The sequence below is a fragment of the Dongia sp. genome, from assembly GCF_041909655.1.
Classification (GTDB): domain Bacteria; phylum Pseudomonadota; class Alphaproteobacteria; order Dongiales; family Dongiaceae; genus Dongia.
In genome coordinates this window covers 61855-79074 of record NZ_JAYRDA010000006.1, presented here as the reverse complement: position 1 = coordinate 79074, position 17220 = coordinate 61855, and the positions used below count along the sequence as shown (strand labels likewise).

The 17220-nt window shown below is 62.6% G+C and carries 22 protein-coding genes; 6 read left to right on the top strand and 16 right to left on the bottom strand.

What is annotated here, in order from left to right; all coding sequences use genetic code 11:
- Positions 1 to 10: 10 nt before the first annotated feature.
- The 7 genes from flhB to ACE3PR_RS13540 all read right to left on the bottom strand — a co-directional run bounded on the left by flhB (position 11) and on the right by ACE3PR_RS13540 (position 3897).
- Positions 11 to 1081, bottom strand: a complete 1071-nt coding sequence (gene flhB / locus ACE3PR_RS13570; protein ID WP_374372817.1) for a flagellar biosynthesis protein FlhB — start codon at positions 1079 to 1081, stop codon at positions 11 to 13.
- A gap of 12 nt (positions 1082 to 1093) precedes the next feature.
- The gene (locus tag ACE3PR_RS13565) at positions 1094 to 1855 is read right to left on the bottom strand and encodes a flagellar biosynthetic protein FliR (protein ID WP_374372814.1); all 762 of its coding nucleotides are present in this window, start codon (positions 1853 to 1855) and stop codon (positions 1094 to 1096) included.
- A gap of 23 nt (positions 1856 to 1878) precedes the next feature.
- Complete coding sequence (gene fliQ, locus ACE3PR_RS13560) at positions 1879 to 2139, bottom strand: flagellar biosynthesis protein FliQ (protein WP_374372812.1); 261 nt, start codon at positions 2137 to 2139, stop codon at positions 1879 to 1881.
- Between the two features lie 53 nt (positions 2140 to 2192).
- Entirely contained in the window at positions 2193 to 2504 is a 312-nt protein-coding gene (gene fliE, locus ACE3PR_RS13555; protein WP_374372810.1) for a flagellar hook-basal body complex protein FliE, read from the bottom strand.
- Positions 2505 to 2548: 44 nt separating this feature from the next.
- The gene (gene flgC / locus ACE3PR_RS13550) at positions 2549 to 2956 is read right to left on the bottom strand and encodes a flagellar basal body rod protein FlgC (RefSeq protein ID WP_374372808.1); all 408 of its coding nucleotides are present in this window, start codon (positions 2954 to 2956) and stop codon (positions 2549 to 2551) included.
- A gap of 24 nt (positions 2957 to 2980) precedes the next feature.
- The gene (locus tag ACE3PR_RS13545) at positions 2981 to 3385 is read right to left on the bottom strand and encodes a flagellar basal body rod protein FlgB (protein ID WP_374372806.1); all 405 of its coding nucleotides are present in this window, start codon (positions 3383 to 3385) and stop codon (positions 2981 to 2983) included.
- 314 nt (positions 3386 to 3699) lie between these two features.
- Positions 3700 to 3897: a hypothetical protein gene (locus ACE3PR_RS13540; protein WP_374372804.1), complete on the bottom strand. Its 198-nt coding sequence runs from the start codon at positions 3895 to 3897 to the stop codon at positions 3700 to 3702.
- A gap of 205 nt (positions 3898 to 4102) precedes the next feature.
- Here ACE3PR_RS13540 and ACE3PR_RS13535 point away from each other — a divergent pair, with 205 nt between their 5' ends.
- From ACE3PR_RS13535 to fliP, 5 genes are all read left to right on the top strand, one after another.
- Positions 4103 to 4810 (top strand): hypothetical protein, encoded by a 708-nt coding sequence (locus ACE3PR_RS13535; RefSeq protein WP_374372801.1) that lies wholly within the window; start codon positions 4103 to 4105, stop codon positions 4808 to 4810.
- Between the two features lie 192 nt (positions 4811 to 5002).
- Positions 5003 to 5362: an EscU/YscU/HrcU family type III secretion system export apparatus switch protein gene (locus ACE3PR_RS13530; protein ID WP_374372799.1), complete on the top strand. Its 360-nt coding sequence runs from the start codon at positions 5003 to 5005 to the stop codon at positions 5360 to 5362.
- The gene (locus tag ACE3PR_RS13525) at positions 5359 to 5697 is read left to right on the top strand and encodes a hypothetical protein (RefSeq protein WP_374372797.1); all 339 of its coding nucleotides are present in this window, start codon (positions 5359 to 5361) and stop codon (positions 5695 to 5697) included. Before ACE3PR_RS13530 ends, ACE3PR_RS13525 begins: the two co-directional genes overlap by 4 nt.
- Positions 5698 to 5728: 31 nt before the next feature.
- A complete protein-coding gene (locus ACE3PR_RS13520; protein ID WP_374372795.1) occupies positions 5729 to 6115 on the top strand; it encodes a flagellar biosynthetic protein FliO in 387 nt (128 codons plus the stop codon).
- Positions 6112 to 6870, top strand: coding sequence for a flagellar type III secretion system pore protein FliP (gene fliP, locus ACE3PR_RS13515; RefSeq protein ID WP_374372792.1), 759 nt, complete (start codon positions 6112 to 6114; stop codon positions 6868 to 6870). Before ACE3PR_RS13520 ends, fliP begins: the two co-directional genes overlap by 4 nt.
- 6 nt (positions 6871 to 6876) lie before the next feature.
- On the opposite strand, the gene ACE3PR_RS13510 is transcribed toward fliP, so the two are convergent.
- The 9 genes from ACE3PR_RS13510 to ACE3PR_RS13470 all read right to left on the bottom strand — a co-directional run bounded on the left by ACE3PR_RS13510 (position 6877) and on the right by ACE3PR_RS13470 (position 16156).
- Entirely contained in the window at positions 6877 to 10578 is a 3702-nt protein-coding gene (locus ACE3PR_RS13510) for a hypothetical protein (RefSeq protein WP_374372790.1), read from the bottom strand.
- Positions 10575 to 11270 carry a flagellar motor protein MotB gene (locus ACE3PR_RS13505; RefSeq protein ID WP_374373463.1) on the bottom strand — a complete coding sequence of 232 codons (696 nt, stop codon included), beginning with the start codon at positions 11268 to 11270 and terminating at the stop codon, positions 10575 to 10577. The genes ACE3PR_RS13510 and ACE3PR_RS13505 overlap by 4 nt, the downstream gene beginning before the upstream one ends.
- Positions 11270 to 12025, bottom strand: a complete 756-nt coding sequence (locus tag ACE3PR_RS13500) for a hypothetical protein (RefSeq protein WP_374372788.1) — start codon at positions 12023 to 12025, stop codon at positions 11270 to 11272. The genes ACE3PR_RS13505 and ACE3PR_RS13500 overlap by 1 nt, the downstream gene beginning before the upstream one ends.
- Before the next feature lie 46 nt (positions 12026 to 12071).
- Positions 12072 to 12731 (bottom strand): protein phosphatase CheZ, encoded by a 660-nt coding sequence (locus ACE3PR_RS13495; RefSeq protein ID WP_374372786.1) that lies wholly within the window; start codon positions 12729 to 12731, stop codon positions 12072 to 12074.
- A gap of 22 nt (positions 12732 to 12753) precedes the next feature.
- Positions 12754 to 13140, bottom strand: coding sequence for a response regulator (locus ACE3PR_RS13490; protein ID WP_374372783.1), 387 nt, complete (start codon positions 13138 to 13140; stop codon positions 12754 to 12756).
- Between the two features lie 133 nt (positions 13141 to 13273).
- Positions 13274 to 13927, bottom strand: a complete 654-nt coding sequence (locus ACE3PR_RS13485) for a MotE family protein (RefSeq protein ID WP_374372781.1) — start codon at positions 13925 to 13927, stop codon at positions 13274 to 13276.
- A gap of 95 nt (positions 13928 to 14022) precedes the next feature.
- Positions 14023 to 14496, bottom strand: coding sequence for a DUF6468 domain-containing protein (locus ACE3PR_RS13480; protein ID WP_374372779.1), 474 nt, complete (start codon positions 14494 to 14496; stop codon positions 14023 to 14025).
- Positions 14497 to 14514: 18 nt separating this feature from the next.
- Positions 14515 to 15588 (bottom strand): flagellar motor switch protein FliM, encoded by a 1074-nt coding sequence (gene fliM, locus ACE3PR_RS13475; RefSeq protein WP_374372776.1) that lies wholly within the window; start codon positions 15586 to 15588, stop codon positions 14515 to 14517.
- Positions 15589 to 15634: 46 nt separating this feature from the next.
- Positions 15635 to 16156 carry a flagellar basal body-associated FliL family protein gene (locus tag ACE3PR_RS13470; protein WP_374372774.1) on the bottom strand — a complete coding sequence of 174 codons (522 nt, stop codon included), beginning with the start codon at positions 16154 to 16156 and terminating at the stop codon, positions 15635 to 15637.
- A gap of 316 nt (positions 16157 to 16472) precedes the next feature.
- On the opposite strand from ACE3PR_RS13470, the gene flgF reads away from it, so the two are divergent.
- Positions 16473 to 17216, top strand: a complete 744-nt coding sequence (gene flgF / locus ACE3PR_RS13465) for a flagellar basal-body rod protein FlgF (protein ID WP_374372772.1) — start codon at positions 16473 to 16475, stop codon at positions 17214 to 17216.
- Positions 17217 to 17220: the final 4 nt, after the last annotated feature.

The window sequence follows — 17220 nt, the reverse complement described above, 5'->3', positions numbered from 1 at the left end:
GTCCGTCTTTTCAGTAGCGGCGCCGTTTCAGTTTGTAGACATAGGAGATGAGCTCGGCGACGGCCTTGTAGTATTCGGCCGGGATTTCCTGGTCGAGTTCCACGGCGGCATAGAGGCCGCGCGCCAGGGGCGGATTCTCGACGATCGGAACGTCGGCTTCCTTCGCCACCTCGCGGATGCGGAGCGCCACCTTGTCGGCTCCCTTGGCGACGACCTTGGGTGCCGACATTTCAAGCTGGCTGTATTTGAGCGCCACCGCGAAATGGGTCGGGTTGGTGACGACCACGTCGGCCTTGGGCACCTCGCCCATCATGCGGCGCCGGGCCCGTTCCATGCGCAACTGGCGCAGGCGGCCCTTGACCAGCGGATCGCCTTCGGTCTGCTTGTATTCGTCCTTGAGTTCCTGGCGCGACATGCGCAGGCCCTTCATGTACTCGAAGCGCTGATAGAGCACGTCGGCTGCGGCCACGACCGCCATCACCACCACGACGCCGATCAGCACGACATAGACGATGTCCCGCATCTTGGCGAGCAACTGCACGATCTCCATGCCGATGAGCTCATGCAGATCGCCGACGCTGGGCATGACGAGATAGCCGATGACGGCACCGACGATAGAGATTTTCAGGACACCCTTCAGCAATTCGGTGACCGAGCGCAGGGAGAACATCCGCTTGAACCCGGCAAAGGGCGATATCTTGCTGAGCTTGGGCATCAAATTGGCGCCCGACCACAGCAGGCCGAATTGCAGATAGCTGGCGCCGAAGGCCGCCATGAAAGCCAGGATCACCGGCCCGATTCCAGCCAGCAGGATCAGCCCCAGCAAATGCCAGGCGGTACTGACAAGGTGATTGAGATCGGTCGGGACCTGATCCGGACTGGCGAGGAACGGGAGCGAGATGTCGAGGATTCCGCGGGCCACCATCGCCGAGAACAACGTGACGCCCAGCGTGAAGGCGGTGATCATCAGCAGATGGCCGACTTCCTGCGATTTCGGCACATTGCCTTCGGTGCGCGCCTCTTCCAGCCTTTTGCCGGTTGGGTCTTCCGTTTTTTGTGAGTCGTCATTGTCTTCCGACACGGCGCGGCATCCCTATTCCACGAACGGCGTCAGATGATCTTGATAGACGTCGAGCAGCCAGATCAGCGCGGCCGAGACCGTGACCGCCATCAGGCCGAAACCGACCAGGAGCTGGAGCGGCATGATCACGAAGAAGACCTGCAGCGTGGGCATCAACCGCGCCAGCAGCCCCATCCCCACCTGCACCACCAGACCATAGACGATAAAGGGTGCCGTCATCTGCAGGGCCAGGGTGAAACTGTCGGCCACCACGCGGGTAAAGAGATTGGCCATGTCGGCGAGATTCGGCAATTCCCCGGGCGGAAACACCCCATAGGTTCCGACCAGCGCGCGCAACGTGGCGTGATCGAGCCCGGTGGCGAAAATCAGGACGACGGCGGCGGCGATCAGGAAGTTGCCGGTGACGGCCCCCTGCTGCGCCGTCGTCGGATCACTGCTCAGCGCATTGGCGATGCCGATCTGCAGCGCGATGATCATGCCCGCCGCCAATGTCGCCATCAGGATGACGCGGCACATCAAGCCGAAGAAGACGCCGATCGTCACCTCGCCAAGCACCAGCAAGCCGAGCTGGGCTGGTTGCGAAGGCAAAGCGGGCATGGTTCCGCCCACCATCGGAAACAGCGCCAGGGTCATCAGCAGCGCGAAAGCCAGGCGCGCGCGCATGGTGACATAACTTTCGCCAAAGCCCGGCAGATAGGCAATGGCCCCGCCCAGGCGCGCGAAGACGATGAAGAACTGAAAGACCGAGCTGGTGAGAAAATCGGTGATCGACATGAGACGGGCCTGCTCCCGCCCTGTCAGCCGGCCACTCGGGCCATCAATTGCTCGGTGAAATCGATGAGCGTGTGCAGCATGAACGGCGCCAGCAGAAGCAGCGAGGCGAACACGATCAGGATTTTCGGCACGAAGGTCAGCGTGGCTTCCTGGATCTGTGTCAGCGCCTGGAACAGCGAAATGATCAAACCGACCACAAGGGCGATCAGCATGACCGGCGTGGCAACCTTGAGGGTTACAATAACCGCGTTGCGCGTGATTTCGAGAAGTGCGGCCTCATCCATCTTGTCATCCTGCGACCGGAACCGCGCAACGGAGAATCTGTTTCCCCGAGGGATCAGATCGGCATCCGCATGATTTCCTGATAGGCCGAAATCACCCGGTCGCGCACTGCCGTCACCGCCTGCAAGGTCACTTCGGCCGAAGACACAGCCGTCACCACGTCGGTGACATCCGCATTGCCGGCAGTGGCCTTCATGCTCTGATGCTCGTCAGCCTTGCCGGTGGCGATCGAGTTGTCCTTGATGCTCTGGAGCAACTCGCCGAAGCTGACGCCGGGCGTCTCCCGCGGCTCCAGGCCCTTGCTGCCCATCGCCTTGGCGGCCGAATTGTAGGCATTGACGGCTGTGCTGATGGTCGGATCGGCCATGCTCGGTATCCCTTGTTCAGGCGCTCAGTATATCAGGAAAGGCGTCAGCGCAGAATATCGATCGTGCGCGAGAGCATCGCCCGCGAGGTTTCAATGACCTTGAGATTCGCTTCATAGGAGCGCTGGGCCTCGCGCATATCGGTCATTTCGACCAGCGTGTTGATATTGGGATAGCTGACATAGCCATTGGCGTCGGCCGCCGGATGGCCCGGTTCGTAGCGCTTTTTGAACTCGCTGGGATCGGTGGCGATCTTGTTCACCTTGACCAGATCCGCCTCGATGTCGCGATCGAGATAGTTCTTGAACGTGATCACCTTGCGGCGATAGGGATCCTCGCCTTCCGTCTCGCCCACGGATTCGGCGTTGGCGATGTTCTCGGCGATGACGCGCAGGCGTTCGCCCTGGGCGCGCATGCCCGAGGCCGAGATGAACATCGAATCATAAAGTTCCATGACGCGCTCCCGTTACGGTTCCGATCAGACGTTGCGGCCGATCGCCGTTTTGAACATGTCGACATGCTTGCGGTAGAGATTGACCATCATGTTGTAGGTCACCTGCGATTCCGAGAGCTTCATCATCTGCTCTTCGATCACGACCGCGTTTTTCTCCGCCGCCTGCTCGTAGAATTTCTTCGATTTCTTGACGTCGAAATCGCCGGCCGGCGGTACCGTGCCGGTCAGATGCTGCTCGCTGGTGCGGCGCGGCTCGACCGGATCGAGCTTGCGCATCTCCGCCTCGAAATCGAGCGGCTTCACGTCCTTGGGAGTGTAGCCGGGGGTATCGGCATTGGCGATGTTCTGAGAAAGGACGCGCGTGCGCTCGCCCAGCCAGGCCATGCGCTCGCTGATCCGCTCGAACAACGGGATGCTGCTTAAATCCATCCGCTCCGCTCCCTTGGCGCCACCGCCGACCGGTCATCGGGACCGGTCCAAACAGCCTCTCGCCACCCCTCTTCCCGAGGATCACCGGCGATTCTCGGGGGTAGCCCTTAAGATCCCGTTAAATTATATAAAATTGTTTCTATCTGCAAATCACAATGAAATCAGACATTTAAGTTTAACGTCCATCGCATTGTGCAGAGACAGAGACCTTAACGAGATCCCTACCCATCTCTTCGAATCACCATGATCCAAAGTCTTTAGCCAAATTAATCTAAAATTGTAGACATTACTACGCGCATACTGGGCACTAGACGTTAACGAATTATGAATTGGCCCTGGAATGGTAGGGCGTCATCAAGATCACCCGTCTTGTCTTCGATTTGCTTCGGCGGCGCTCCGATTTCTCTGCGCTTTTTCCAACCGCGCAGCATATCGGCGGCTTTCCTTGCCTTCTCTATCCATTCAAGCATACCGCAGATTGTTTCCCGGACATCCTTGAGTTCGTCGTTCATACCTCGCGCCAGTCGCGCGATATCCACGCCGAACGCATATGCTGCCTCCGTTCGGGTCCTATTCCGCGCAATGCTGCGCTCTGGCAACACAGTCAAACGTCAACGAAGCGATTACGCTTCGTCTCGAGCGACCGCGCCGTGCTGCCTGCCTTCCTCGTTCTTCCATTCCGTGTGTATAATCCGGCCAGAGGAAACGGGGACTCCTATGCGCTATCTGATTTTCGCGGTGTTGCTGGTTGTCAGTGCGTGTGCTTCAACGTCAGCGCCAAAGTCCACTTCCCAGTCCACGGCTTCGGCTACCAAGTTTGACGTCGGTCAATTCGCCGACATCAAGGACGTGCCGTCGTTCTGGAAGTGGGCCTACAAGTATGCTCATGACCGCAAGCTGCGCGGACACTTTATATATACATCCGGATTTCGAGACTGCGCCTCGGTCACGGCCACGAAGTTATCTTCGCCGCGGCTGGTGTCCGCTGTGAACACCTTTGTTGCCGACCGCACAAAGGCAAACGCGGACGCTCTTGTGTTGTCCATAAAAAATGGCGAGGTCGCTTACGTTACCGAGCAAGCTGCTTACAAAGAGGCAATAGAGAAATGCTACCTCGAAGATGTTGCTGATGACTTTGTGCAATACGCGGATGTAACAACACCTTATGAGTTCTTTGTCAGATCGATGAAGCGCATTCAGGGGCGTCCAGTGAATTGGGCGGAGCCTGAAGACCTCATGAAATGCCTATATGGAAAGCTTGAAGCCACTCTCTCACCAGAGTTCAAAAGCGCGCGTGATGTCTTTATTGCAGAAAAAACCGAGGAAAACTGGAGGAAGCTTATAAGCGCCGAGTCATCCCTAGGTTCCGAAGCAGAGGAAAATGCAGAAGAATGGGTGAAGCAGTGCTTCAAAGACCGCGGCTAAAGTCCGGACCAATTGCCGCCTTTCTCCGCCTCCGCGGGCGAACATATTGATTTCCCATCATATTGCCGGTGGTGTTAAGGCCTCGTTAAGCCTCGGCTCACATAGTATAAGAGAAAGTGGGGCGGGTTGAGGGGCGGTCGTGAGGCCGAATCCGGCCGTTCCGGACCGGCAATCTGGCCAAGGAGCGTTGCGATGGCGCGTCAGAGCGACGAGGACGAGATCGGCCCCCGCCGGCCGCGCTGGCCGCAGCCCAAGGAAAAGACGCCGATCGCGGTCGCCATCGAGCAGAAGCCGCGCCTGGGTGCCAATACCGGTCAGAGCGCCCGCGTGGTGGCGACCGGACGAGGTGCGGTGGCCGAGCAGATCCTGGAGATCGCCTTTGCCCAAGGGGTGCCGGTCCGCGAGGATCCGGACCTGGTCGAATTGCTGGCCACGCTGGAACTCGAAGCCGAGATTCCGGTGGATGCCATTGCCGCCGTGGCCGAGATCCTGAGCTACATCTACCGGGCCAATGGCCGCGCCGGCGACGACAAGGCGCATGGTGCCCCATGACGCCGCCCGTCGCGCCGCATCATGACGATCTGCCCGCTGCCATCGCCGATCTCGCCCGCCTTATCGGCGCGGCGCGGCTTGCCACCGATGAAGGCCAACTGGTCGAGCTGGATCTCGTTGCCATGCGCATCGCGGTGCTCTGCGACGCGGTGGGCAGCCTCGATCCGGTCCTTGCCAAACCCTTGCGCCCGGCCCTCGATGCGGTGATGAACGAGCTCAACGGTCTCGATTTCGCCCTCCGGCGCCGCAATCTCGACCTCTCGCTCGATCTCGCGCAGGCCGACCGGCGCTTGCGGGCGCAGATGGCCTATGGCGGCAAGCCGGATAAGAGTTAGAGTTCAGCCGAACCTGTAAGATCGAGTCGATATGGATTCCGAATATCTGCGCTTCGTCCTGGCGCTCATCCTGGTTCTGGGCCTCATCCTGCTGCTGGCCTGGGCGCTGCGCCGTTTCGGCCTGGGCGGCATGGCCCGGCCCGGCGGCAAGAAACGCCTCAAGGTGGTTGATTCGATCGCCGCCGGACCGCGCCACCGGCTGGTCCTGGTGCGCCGCGATCAGACCGAGCATCTGCTTCTGCTGGGGCCGACCGGCGACCTCGTGATCGAATCCGGCATTGCCGGCGCGGCGGATGCCAAGACCTTCGAACGCGCCCTGGCCCATTCCCAGACCATGGCGGCCGAAACCGCACCGGCGGGTGGCTTGATGCCGACCCTGCGCGCGGAACGTCCCAGCAGCGGAGACAAGCCCTTATGACACGGCGGCGTTACCTCCTGCTGGCAGGTCTCGCCGTGGGCCTGCCATTGCTTCTTGCCGTGGCACCGGCCATGGCGCAGACCTTCTCGCTGGATCTTGGCGACGGCCCCAACGGCGGCACGACGGGTCGCATCATCCAACTCGTCGCGTTGATGACGGTGCTGTCGCTGGCGCCGGGCATCCTGATGACCGTCACCAGCTTCACCCGCATCGTGGTCGTGCTGTCGCTGCTGCGCGCCGCTCTGGGTGCCCAGCAGACGCCGCCCAACATGGTGCTGGTCAGCCTGGCGCTCTTCATGTCCGCCTTCGTCATGGCCCCCACTTTCGAGCAGGCTTATAACGACGGCGTGGCACCGCTGATCGCCGAGGAGATCGACGAGGAACAGGCTTTCGCCGCCGCCACGGCGCCGTTTCATACCTTCATGATGAGCCAGGTGCGCGAGAAGGATCTGGTCCTGTTCATGGACATGGCGCAGATCGACGAAGTGGCGACGCCGGCGGAAACGCCGTTTCAGGTGCTGATCCCGGCCTTCATGATCTCGGAACTCCGGCGCGCCTTCGAGATCGGCTTCCTGGTGTTCCTACCCTTTCTCATCATCGACATGGTGGTGGCCTCGGTGCTGATGTCGATGGGCATGATGATGCTGCCGCCGGTGATGATCGCGCTGCCGTTCAAGCTGATCTTCTTCGTGATGGTCGATGGCTGGTATCTGGTGGCCGGCAGCCTCATTCGCAGCTTCAACGTCGCCGGCTAGCCGTTCCTAGAGAGACGGTTCGGCCGGCGCGCTGAGACTGGCCGCACGTAAGCGCGCGCGGTAATCCTCGACGAAGGCGCCCAATTGATCGACGCTGTCCATCGCCGCGCTGATGCTGTCGGCGAGGTTGGCGCTGGGCGAGGTCAGCGTCGCAAAGGCGGTCGCGTAAGGTCCCTTGGCCATCTGGGCACCATGCTGGCGCGCCAACCGCCGCAATCCGCCGCGATCATTGGCAAGCGACAGCGCCGTCGCCTGATTGAGGATGAGTGGTGCCAGCACCTCGGTGAACTTCTTGTCCCGCTCGGCATTGACCGCTTCGTTGTCCAGCGGATCGACCAAAGCCGCGGCGGGATCCGCCGCCACGTCTTCGCTGGTGGGTTCGGTGGGCAGATTGAGCTGCAGGCGATCGGCCTCGGCGCGCACCAGATCGCCAAGCGCCGTGGCGGCGGCCGGCCATTCGCGCAGACGCCACTGCAGATCGGCCTTCAGCCACAGACCATCGAGGCTGTTGTCACCGCGGATGAGCGAGAGGCCCTGCAGCGTGTCGCCGGTTTCGAACAAGGCCCGGCCCTGCAGGCGCCGCCGTTGCTGAACCAGATCCGGCGGCATGTCGGTGATTTCACTTTCCTTGATCGCCGTCAGCGCCTGATCGGGCTTGCCGTCGAGCAAGGCGACGGCCGCCCAGCGTGTGCCGGCTTTGGCCTTGTCGAGGCCGGCCAGGCGCTTGGTGACCTGAGTTTCCAGCAGGCGCGCGGCCCCGTCGAGCAGATCCACCCGTACCAGTCGGTCGGCCAAAGCGGTGATCATGCGATCGCCATCGATGCCGCTCGGCGTCAGCTCGCGGAATTCGTCATAGAGGGCCACGGCGGTCAAGGGCGGCAGCCGGTCCGCCTGATTGCCGAGATAGAGATCATAAAACGCCTTCGCCATGGCATCGGTCGCATCCTTGGCACGGGCATTGGTCGGAAAATTCGTCGCCGCCTGCCGCAAAGTCATGAGACCGCGGCGCGGCTGATCGGAAGCGAGATAAAGTTCGCCCAGGCGATAAAGCAGGTCGAATTCAAAATCGGTGCCGCGCCACACGAACCGCAACCCCTCCAGGGATTGTGCCGCCTGCTTCGCGTCGATCTTGCCCTCGGCAAGATCCAGTTCGGCAAGATCGAATTGCGAGCGGGCACGCACTTCCGGGATCGGGCTGTCGACCAGCTTGCGCCACAATTCGGCGGCCATCTCCTTGTCGCCGAGGCGCAATTGCTGCTTGCCGCTGAGATAGTCGTGATAGGCCTGATCCTCGGCGCTGGGTGAATCGAGGCGGATGCCGTCGAGGAAGGATTGCGCCGTCAGGGGATCGCCATGTTCGATCAACGCCTCGGCGGCGATGCGGCGGATCTGCATGCGGGCGGGTTTCGGATATTCGTCGAGCGATGGCAGAGCCTGGCCAAAGGCTTCAGCCGCCGCCGCCCAGTCGCGCACTTGGGCCGCGAGGAAGGCACGGAACATCGCCGCCTCGGGCACGGTCGCGAGATCAGGTTCCGCCAGCACCTCGTTGGCGGCCTCGGTACGGCCCATCAATGCCAGGGCCGCGCCACGCAAGGCATGCACCAGGCGGTCGCTTTCCAGCGTCGTCCCGACCAATTGATCGAGCGCCTCGATGGTCTCGGCATAGCGCGCATGGGCAAAGCGAAACTGCGCCAGCGCCAGATTGGCGGCGGGGCGTTGCGATGGAGGCGCGTTCTCGACCGCGGCGCGCATCGCGGCGTCGTCCTGATTGAAACTGGCCTCGCCGCCCTTGCGCCAGGTGGGAAGATCGAACAGACCTGTAGCCGGCGCGGTTGCAACCTGCGTCACAACCGGCGCATCGCCCGGGGCAGCCGGCTGGGCCGGTGCCGCTTCGCCGTTCTCCAGCGGTGGTGGTTCGGTTTCGGCGATCGTCTGCGGTGCAATCTCGCCGATCGTCGTCACGACAACGCCGTTGGGCAAGGATTGCACGCGCGTCCGCTCGCTGATCGGGATCACGGCAATGCCCTGGAAGCTCGCGAGCACGCGGAAGTCCGGCCAATCCGCGCCGTCGGCAAGGCCGAGCCCGGGATTGCTCACCGGCACCACCGCCAGCCGGTCACCGGCCTCTGGATCGGCAAGATCGATGGCGGCGCCGGGCTCCGTCACCTGCAGCAGCAGCGACGTGCCGCCATTGGCCAGCGATTCGCGGCGCTGCTCGACAACGCTGGCCGGCCGCAGGTTACGTTTCGGCCCCAGGCTGATCTGCCACAGGCGCCCGTCGCCGCTGATCGCCGCGCCCATATTGGCGCCACCCAGCCGCGCCGTGCCCGGCAGGCGCAGCACGGTCGCATAGGGTGTCTCGATGCGGGCAAGGCCGGTCAGCACCGGCGCCGACCGGATCAGGCCAGGAATATCCACCGGCCCCGGCCGCCCGAAGACCAGCCACAGCGCCTCGCCGCGCTTGAACACGGCAAGACCGGTCGGTTCGGCAAAGGCGAAATTGAGCTCGGCACCGTTCTCGGCCGGGATTGCCGTTGCGGTAATCGAGACAGGTGCCGGTGGCGCGGCGCTTGGCGTGACAGCCGGTTCCTTGGTCACCGTGACCGGCGTCGCGATCGGCGGCGCGGGCTGTTGCGCCGGCGCGGCATCCTGCACCGCTTCAGCGCCGGCATCGGCGACGGGTGGTGCCGATTGCAAGGCGGGAACGGCCAGACCGTCGGTTGGCGCTGGCGTGGGCTGCGTCTCGACAGCCGGAACTTCGGCCGGCGCCGCCACATTCGGCAGACTCCCGGAAGGCGCCTCGGCCACGATTGCGGGCGCGATCGGTGCCGCATCGGCAGCCACAGGGGGCGGTGCGCCATCGCGCAGGTCAAGCACTACCGTGCCGCCGTTGCGGAAGCCCGCCGCCGTGACATTCGGCATCACTTGCAACGCAATAACGAGGTTGCCCGCCGCATCGCGGCCCGCCGTCACATTGCGCATGCGCGGCGGCAGGCGTTTTGTCAGCGCCGCCAGATCGATCTGCGCCGGCTTGGCAAAGATCAGCTCGACCTGCTCGCCCGTTTGCCGGAGGGTGAAGGCGACGTCCGGCCAGTCAATAGCCAGGCGCGAATAGCCTTTGTGTTCACCGCTCCGCACCCGCAGGCTCGGACCGTCCGCGACGGGCGTTGCCGCGGGCGCAGCAGCAGACTGCGTCGGGGTACTGGCCGGCAGGCTTGCCACCGGTGCTGGTGGTTGGGTTGTTGCAGCCGGCTCCGGCGTGGGCGCTTCCGCCTTGGCACCGCCGTCATTGTCGAACACCGCCTCGCCAGGCTGCCCGAGATCGAGCACGAAGCGGCCGCCTTCACGGCTGCTGCGATAGGTGACCGGCTTCTTCAGTGGCAATGTCAGGGAGAGGCCGTCGGCGGCAAGAGTCGCATCGCGGAAATAGGCTTTGAGATTGGCACGCACCGCATCGGCATCCAGCCGCACCGGGCGTTCGAAGCGCAGGACCATCTGCGTATCCGTGAGACCGACCGTGACCTTGGGCCCGCCGGCCTGGCCCCAATCGAGGGTCAGGCGGCCGAAATCATCCCGCAATTCGCCGCGCACCCGCGCATTTTCCTGTGCCTGCGCCACATCGACATGCGCAAGCACCAGCCCGAACGCGGCGATCCACAGAAATGCAAAAATCCGGAGAGACCGCCAGGCGCGGTCGCAGATGGTCACGGCGTATCGGCGCCCACCGGCGCCAGGATTGGCGCTGTCCCATCCAGAAGGACGACATCGACGCCGCCGGCTTCCGCCGCGGCCCCGGCTTCGGCGACATGACCGCGCGCCAGAACCGGGCCGGCGACACCGGCTTCTTCCAGGCCATGGGCGATGCGATAGGCCAGACGCAGGGCGTTCTGCCAGCGATTGCCGCCGGCGCCCTCCGGCGCATAGCCGTCGATGACGATCTGATTGGGCAGCGTCTGCAGCGCCCCGCCCAGCGCATGAACCAGGGCACCACCACGACCCGTGGGACCGGCTTCAAGATCGGCCGCGAGTCGCTCCGCCGGGATCGACAGGACGATCCGGTCGCCATAGCTCGTGAGGGGCAAGTCCTGCAGCAAAGGGTCCGACTCCAGCTTGGTCTTGAAGACCGAGAGAAGATAATCCGGATCGCGCGCATCCGCCACCGGTGCGCGTTCCATCGACCGCTCCTGCACCAATTCCTCCGGCGATTCGATCACCTGCGGAATCGGGTTCCGCCCCAGGATTTGCTGCAGCGGCTCACTATCCAGCGACGACATCGCAAATAGCATGACGAAGAAGACCAGCATCAACGAAACCAGATCGGCAAAGGTGATGAGCCAGGGCGGCTGGCCCGTCTCCTCGACCTTGGGATAAGCCGATTTCAGGAAATCACGGTCGAGCATCACGGCACCGGCTCCTCGACGGCGGTGCCGGCGGGCCCCATCTGATCGGGCCCCATCTGATCGGGTGCCGTCTGGTTCGGCCGCAGCCGCACCATCAGCACCATCCAGGCCGGATCGCCACGCCCCATGGCGACGACGATGCTGGGTTGTCCCCGGCCTTCCTGCGCCAATGCGGCGGCCAGGTTGGCGGCGCGGTCAAGGGTCAGGGCGCTGGGTGGATCGCCTTGCACCAGGATTTCCAGTTCATACCCCCAGTCCGCCGGGCGCAAATCGAGCGCGCGCATCACCTCGTCGATCAGGCTGCGGCGGCTATCGAGGACCTCGGTGGAATCGCCGGCGAAGAAGAGCTCGACCGGCAGCTTGATCGTCTGTTCCAGCACCGACAGATGACGGACATTGCGATCCAGCGGGATCAAGCCCTGAAAGGCGACCAGCACGTTCTGCAACACGTCGCGCGCTTCCGGCTCCAGGGCCCCACCTTGCGCGCCGGCCGCGACATTGTCCTGCATGCCGGAGAATTTTCGCTGCACGCTCTCGGTCACCGCGCGGGCTTTTTCCGCGTTCAGCGTCGTATGCGAGGTGAGGATGATGAAAAAAGCGAGGACAAGAAGCTGGATCGCAAGAAACGGAACCAGGCTTGGATTCCGGGCCGGCGGTGCCGGCGGGGCAATCAGGAATGCATTGCTGCGCGGGTTTCGCGCCGCCCCGCCATTGGCAGAAAATGTGCCTGGCCCGATCTGGGGCGGTCCTGCCATTCCGGCATCTCCATCGCTCGGCTCGCGCCGGCGTTAGGCGGCGCTTTTAATCGAAACTTGCCAGCAGCGCGTCGATCTCTGACTGCTTGGACGCATCGTCCGGCAATTGCGGCCCGTTGAGCAGATCGGCATCGGTCGGCTTCTGCTGCTCCGCCTTGGGTTCTTCGGTGTCCGGGTGAGCCGCCTTGTACTTGGCGATCTCGTCACCGAAGGCCGCGACCAGCGCTTCCACCTTCTCTTCGATATGCTTCAGCGTATTGACGACCTTGGTAATACGCTGACCGGTAATGTCCTGGAAGTTACAGGCTTCATAAACCTGAGTCACGGCTTCCGTGACCTTCTCCGCCATTTCCGGCGGCATTTCGCCGGCAGCGGTTTCCAGGGTCTCCATCGCCGCCAGAATCGAATTGGTCGCCTCTTCGGTGGCACCGACGATGGCGTCGAGCTCGTCCGTCGCCTTGGGCAAATGCCGCGCCGTGATTTCGTCGGGGCGCAGGGCCGCGATCTCGGATTTCGCCGCGATGATATAGCGCGAGAGCGATTCCAGCTCGGCAAACAGCCGCAGATTGTCTTCCGAAAGGTCGCCTTCCATCTCCGACAGCAGCGCGGAAACGACTTCGGCGATTTCAGCCCGGCTCACGTTCTGCATGCGTCCCTGCAATTCGCTCAATCGGCCCAGCAGTTCGGGGGGCACAGAAGCGGTCATGGTCTTGGCCCTTTCCGTTGGGTCAGAAATTGCCGAGGACGGTCACCAGCTTGGTCTTCAGCGTGGCCGCATTAAAGGGCTTCACGATGTAATTGTTCACGCCGGCTTCCTTCGCGGCGATCACGTTCTCGGTCTTGCTTTCCGCGGTAATCATGATGAAGGGCATGCCCTTTAGCTTGGCATCGGCACGGACCTCGCGCAGCAACTGGATGCCGGTCATCGGCTCCATGTTCCAATCGGAAATGACCAAGCCGTAATCTTTGTCGCGCAGCTTCTGCAGCGCCGCGGAGCCGTCCGTCGCTTCGTCGACATTGTTAAAACCAAGCTGTTTCAACAAGTTGCGAATGATACGGAGCATCGTCTTGTAGTCATCGACGATGAGGACGTTCATATTCAGATCAACCGACATCTCTAGCCTCTCACTCCAACACAGCCCCACCAAAGGGCGAGGTTTGCCCCGTAACCGCCTGAAACTTGCAGCAAATAGGTTAAGTCGCGGTTAAACCGCCGGACAAATCGGGTTAATTTTAGATCGACACCCGCTAAGGGGCGAAGGGCAAGGCATTTTCTTCCGCCAATTCCAGGGTCAATTCCTTGACCTTGGTGGGCGAAACAAGGGCCAGGATGGGGGCCGCCCGGCTGGTTTTCATGCGGCTGACCAGGTCGCGCAGCAGATCCATGTCCATTTCCTCGAACACCTGCGCCGCGTCCTTGGGTTTCATCTTTTCATAGGTTTGCACCAGGGTCTGGAGCTTCGCCTCTTCCACCTCCGAGCGCTTGACCAGCAGGTCTTCGACCGTGGTCTGGAGCGCGCGGAGCTCGGCCATCTTCTGCTCCATGCGCTGCTCCGCGGCGGCGACCATGGCCTCCCGTTCGTCCAACTGACGCGCGCGCAGATCCAGTTCCTCGCGGCGCTTGGCCAATTGCTGCAGGACCTCGACCTCCTCATCGGTGAAATCCAGCGGATCTTCAGGCGGCGCCGTCTCGGCCGCGGCGGCATCCTCAGCCGGCGCTCCTTCCGCGGGCGCTGGAGGTTCGGTGGCGGCGGATTGCGTATCTGCGGCCGGGGCGGGTTCAGCCGCATCCGTCGCCGGCGCGGTCTGCGCCTGGGTTTCCGTCCCGATGCCGACCGACATCTCCTGCCACACATCGCCGACCCGGATGGTCAGCACCAGCCCCATGGCAAGGATCAGCATCGGCAACAACCGGAATGACGACCGCGTCGGCGATGACGCTGGACCTTGCGGCGTTTGGCTATGCGGCTGAGGCAATGGCGTGGTCATGTCAGATCCTAGCGAATGCGGCCCAGGGCCGACAGCAAGGCCCGCGTCTGCGGGTCCTGCGGATTTTGCTCCGGCGCCGGCGGTTCCGGCTGCCGCTGCGACGGCTCGGCCGGCCGCGTGGGCTGGGTCGCCATTTGCCGCGAGGCGCCGATCGCCGCTTCCAGCTTGCCGGCGGCCGTCTCGGCGCGATTGATCAGCATCTTCAGATCGTCGGCGCTGTGCTGCAATTCGCCGACCACGCTTTGTCCACGCTCGATCCGGCCGCTGAGGTCACGCCCGATGCCCTCGGCACCTTGGCGCAACTCGGCGACACTGCGCTGCGCATCGGCGGTCGCCTTGGCGAAGGTGGTAATGAGTCCCTCGAAGGATTGCCGGTCCTGGCGCAATTCGGCGAGGCGCCGCGACAGCTTCAGGACATAGATCAGCGTCGCCACCAGAAGGACGATCAGGACAATATCGGCGAGGAATCCGAACGGCATCATTCCGTCTGCCTCAACATGCTACTTGATCAACCGATCCTGGATCTTGACCGCGATGTGCTGCCCCTTGCGGCCCATCTGGCCGCGGAACAATTGCACGTCGCCGCAGCGCAACTCGACCATCGAATCCGGCGTCACCTCAAGATCCAGCCGGCTGCCCGGTTTCCAATTGAGAACGTCATTGAGCGAGACCTGGACTTCGTCGAGCACCGCGTTGATCTTCACTTCCGTCTGCCACAATTCGCCGGAAAGATGGGTCTCCCAGATCGAATCGCGGCCGAACTTCTCGCCCATGAACATCTGCAGCAACAGCTCGCGCACCGGTTCCAGCGTGGCATAGGGCAGCATCAATTCCAGGCGTCCGCCGCGATCTTCCATGTCGACCCGCAGCCGCGCCAGAATGGCGGCATTGGCGGGACGCGCGATGGCCGCGAAACGCGGATTGGTCTCCAGCCGCTCGAAACGGAACGTCACCGGCGAGATGACGTCGAAGGTCGCGGTGAGGTCATTGAGCACCACGTTGATGAGACGCTCGACCAGGTTGCGTTCGATCGTGGTATAGGGCCGGCCCTCGATGCGCATCGCGGCGGTGCCGCGGCGCCCGCCCAGCAACACGTCGACGATCGAATAGGTCAGCGACGAATCCACCATCAGCAGGCCGTAATTGTCCCATTCCTCGGCCTTGAAGACACCCATCATGGCGGGAAGCGGGATCGAATTCAGGTAATCGCCGAAGCGAATCGCCGTGATGTTGTCGAGGCTGACCTCGACATTGTCCGTGGTGAAATTCCGGAGGCTGGTCGAGAGCATGCGCACGAGGCGATCGAAGATGATCTCCAGCATCGGCAGGCGTTCATAGGACACCAGGGCGCTGTTGAGCATCGCCTGGATGCCCGATTGCTTCTCGTCGGTCGCACCGCCCTTGGCGATACCCAGGAGACTGTCGATCTCGTCCTGATCGAGGACCCGGTTCGACATCGGTCCCTGGGCTGCCGGCGCCTCTTCGCCGTCACCGGCATCGTCGCCAATATCACCCCAGGCGGCGGCGGCGGCCTTCTCCTCTTCGGACATTTCCTCTTCTGGATCGTCGATCATCCGTCGCCCTTATCCGATCTTCCGGAACCACGCGGTTCCGCCAGCGCTATTGCTGAACCAGGATCTGCTTGAACAGTATATCTTTAACCTTAGCAGGTTTGGCCGAGTCTTTCACCCGCAGCATTAACTCGTCGCGCAGGCGCTTCATGCCCTCGGCACCCTGCAGGTCTTCCGGCCGCAGGCTGCGCAGATAGGTCTGGATCTCGTTTTCGACCCGCGGCTGCACGCCCTCGAACGAGGCCTGGTCTTCGGCCGTGCGGAGCTCCAGCACCAAGGTCGTCTTCAGAAAGGCGCCCTTCTTGCCGCTCGAGACCAGGTTGGCCGTCATTTCCGGCAGTTCGATGAAGACCGGGGGATGCCCGTCATCCTCGACATGCTCCTCTTCCTCGGGCGTCGCCTCTTCGCCATGGGCGGCATCTTTGGCCGGCTCTTCCTTGCCCAGCAGCAGAAAGGCAGCGGCACCGCCGCCTGCCAGCAGCAGGAGCGGCAGAATGATGAACAGCACCAACTTCTTGCCGCTCATTTTCTTGGATTTGGCGGTTTCCGGTGCGCCCTCAGCTTCAGCCATTGGTCGTCAACTTTCTCATCAATCTGGCCAAGGCGGCGATACCGCCCATCTCCGGCGAAGCATGTTTCGTTCCAGCGCCGGAATCTCGCCCGTAACCTAGGGCTTGATGGTTAACATCCCATGAAGCGCAAGAGAAGCCGCCCTGCAGATCATGCCCAGCGCTGCGTACGCCGCTACCCGGCACAAACTGCGCGCCGGCCTGCCATCACCCAATCAACCAATTGATATAGCTAAATTTTTCAATTGGCACGCTGTCTGCATAGCTTTGCGAACCAGACGTAGAGCTGGATTGAACCGACCCTTTGAGGGCACCGTCATGGAAACACCGACTTATATCGCGCTGTCTCGGCAGCTCGGTCTGACGCGGAATATGGAAGTCGTGGCCAACAATCTGGCCAACACCAATACCACCGGCTTCAAGGCCGAGGGGATGGTGTTCAGCGAATACCTGATCCGCGCCGAAAAGCCGACCAAGCTGTCCTATGTCCAGGACCTCGCCACCTTTCGCGATCAGCGCGAGGGTGAACTGCAGGTCACCGGCAACGATCTCGATCTCGCCATCCAGGGCGATGGCTACTTCGTGGTGCAGGGGCCGGATGGCCCGATCTATACCCGCAACGGCCGCTTCCAGCTGAACGCCGCCGGCGAGGTCGTCAACCAGGCCGGCTATCAGGTCCTGGCCGGCGGTCAGCCTGTCGTCGTCAACCCGGAAGACGGACCGCTCGCCGTATCCGAGGACGGGGTCCTGTCCGCCGATCTGACCCAGGGCGGCAACGTGCCGATCATCTACGGCCAGCTCGACGTGGTGAGCTTCGCCGACACCCAGCAATTGAAGGCGGTCGGCGCCAGCGGCTTCACCTCCGAGCAGCCGGCCCAGGCGGTACCGCTCGAGGATTTCAAGATTCAGCAGCGCATGCTGGAAGGCTCGAACGTCCGGGCCGTCCTCGAGATGACCAACATGATCACGGTGCAGCGCTCCTACCAATCGGTTCAGAAGTTCCTCGAAGGCGAGCATGAGCGCATGCGCCGTGCCGTCAATTACATCATCCCCAGCAGCTAACGGC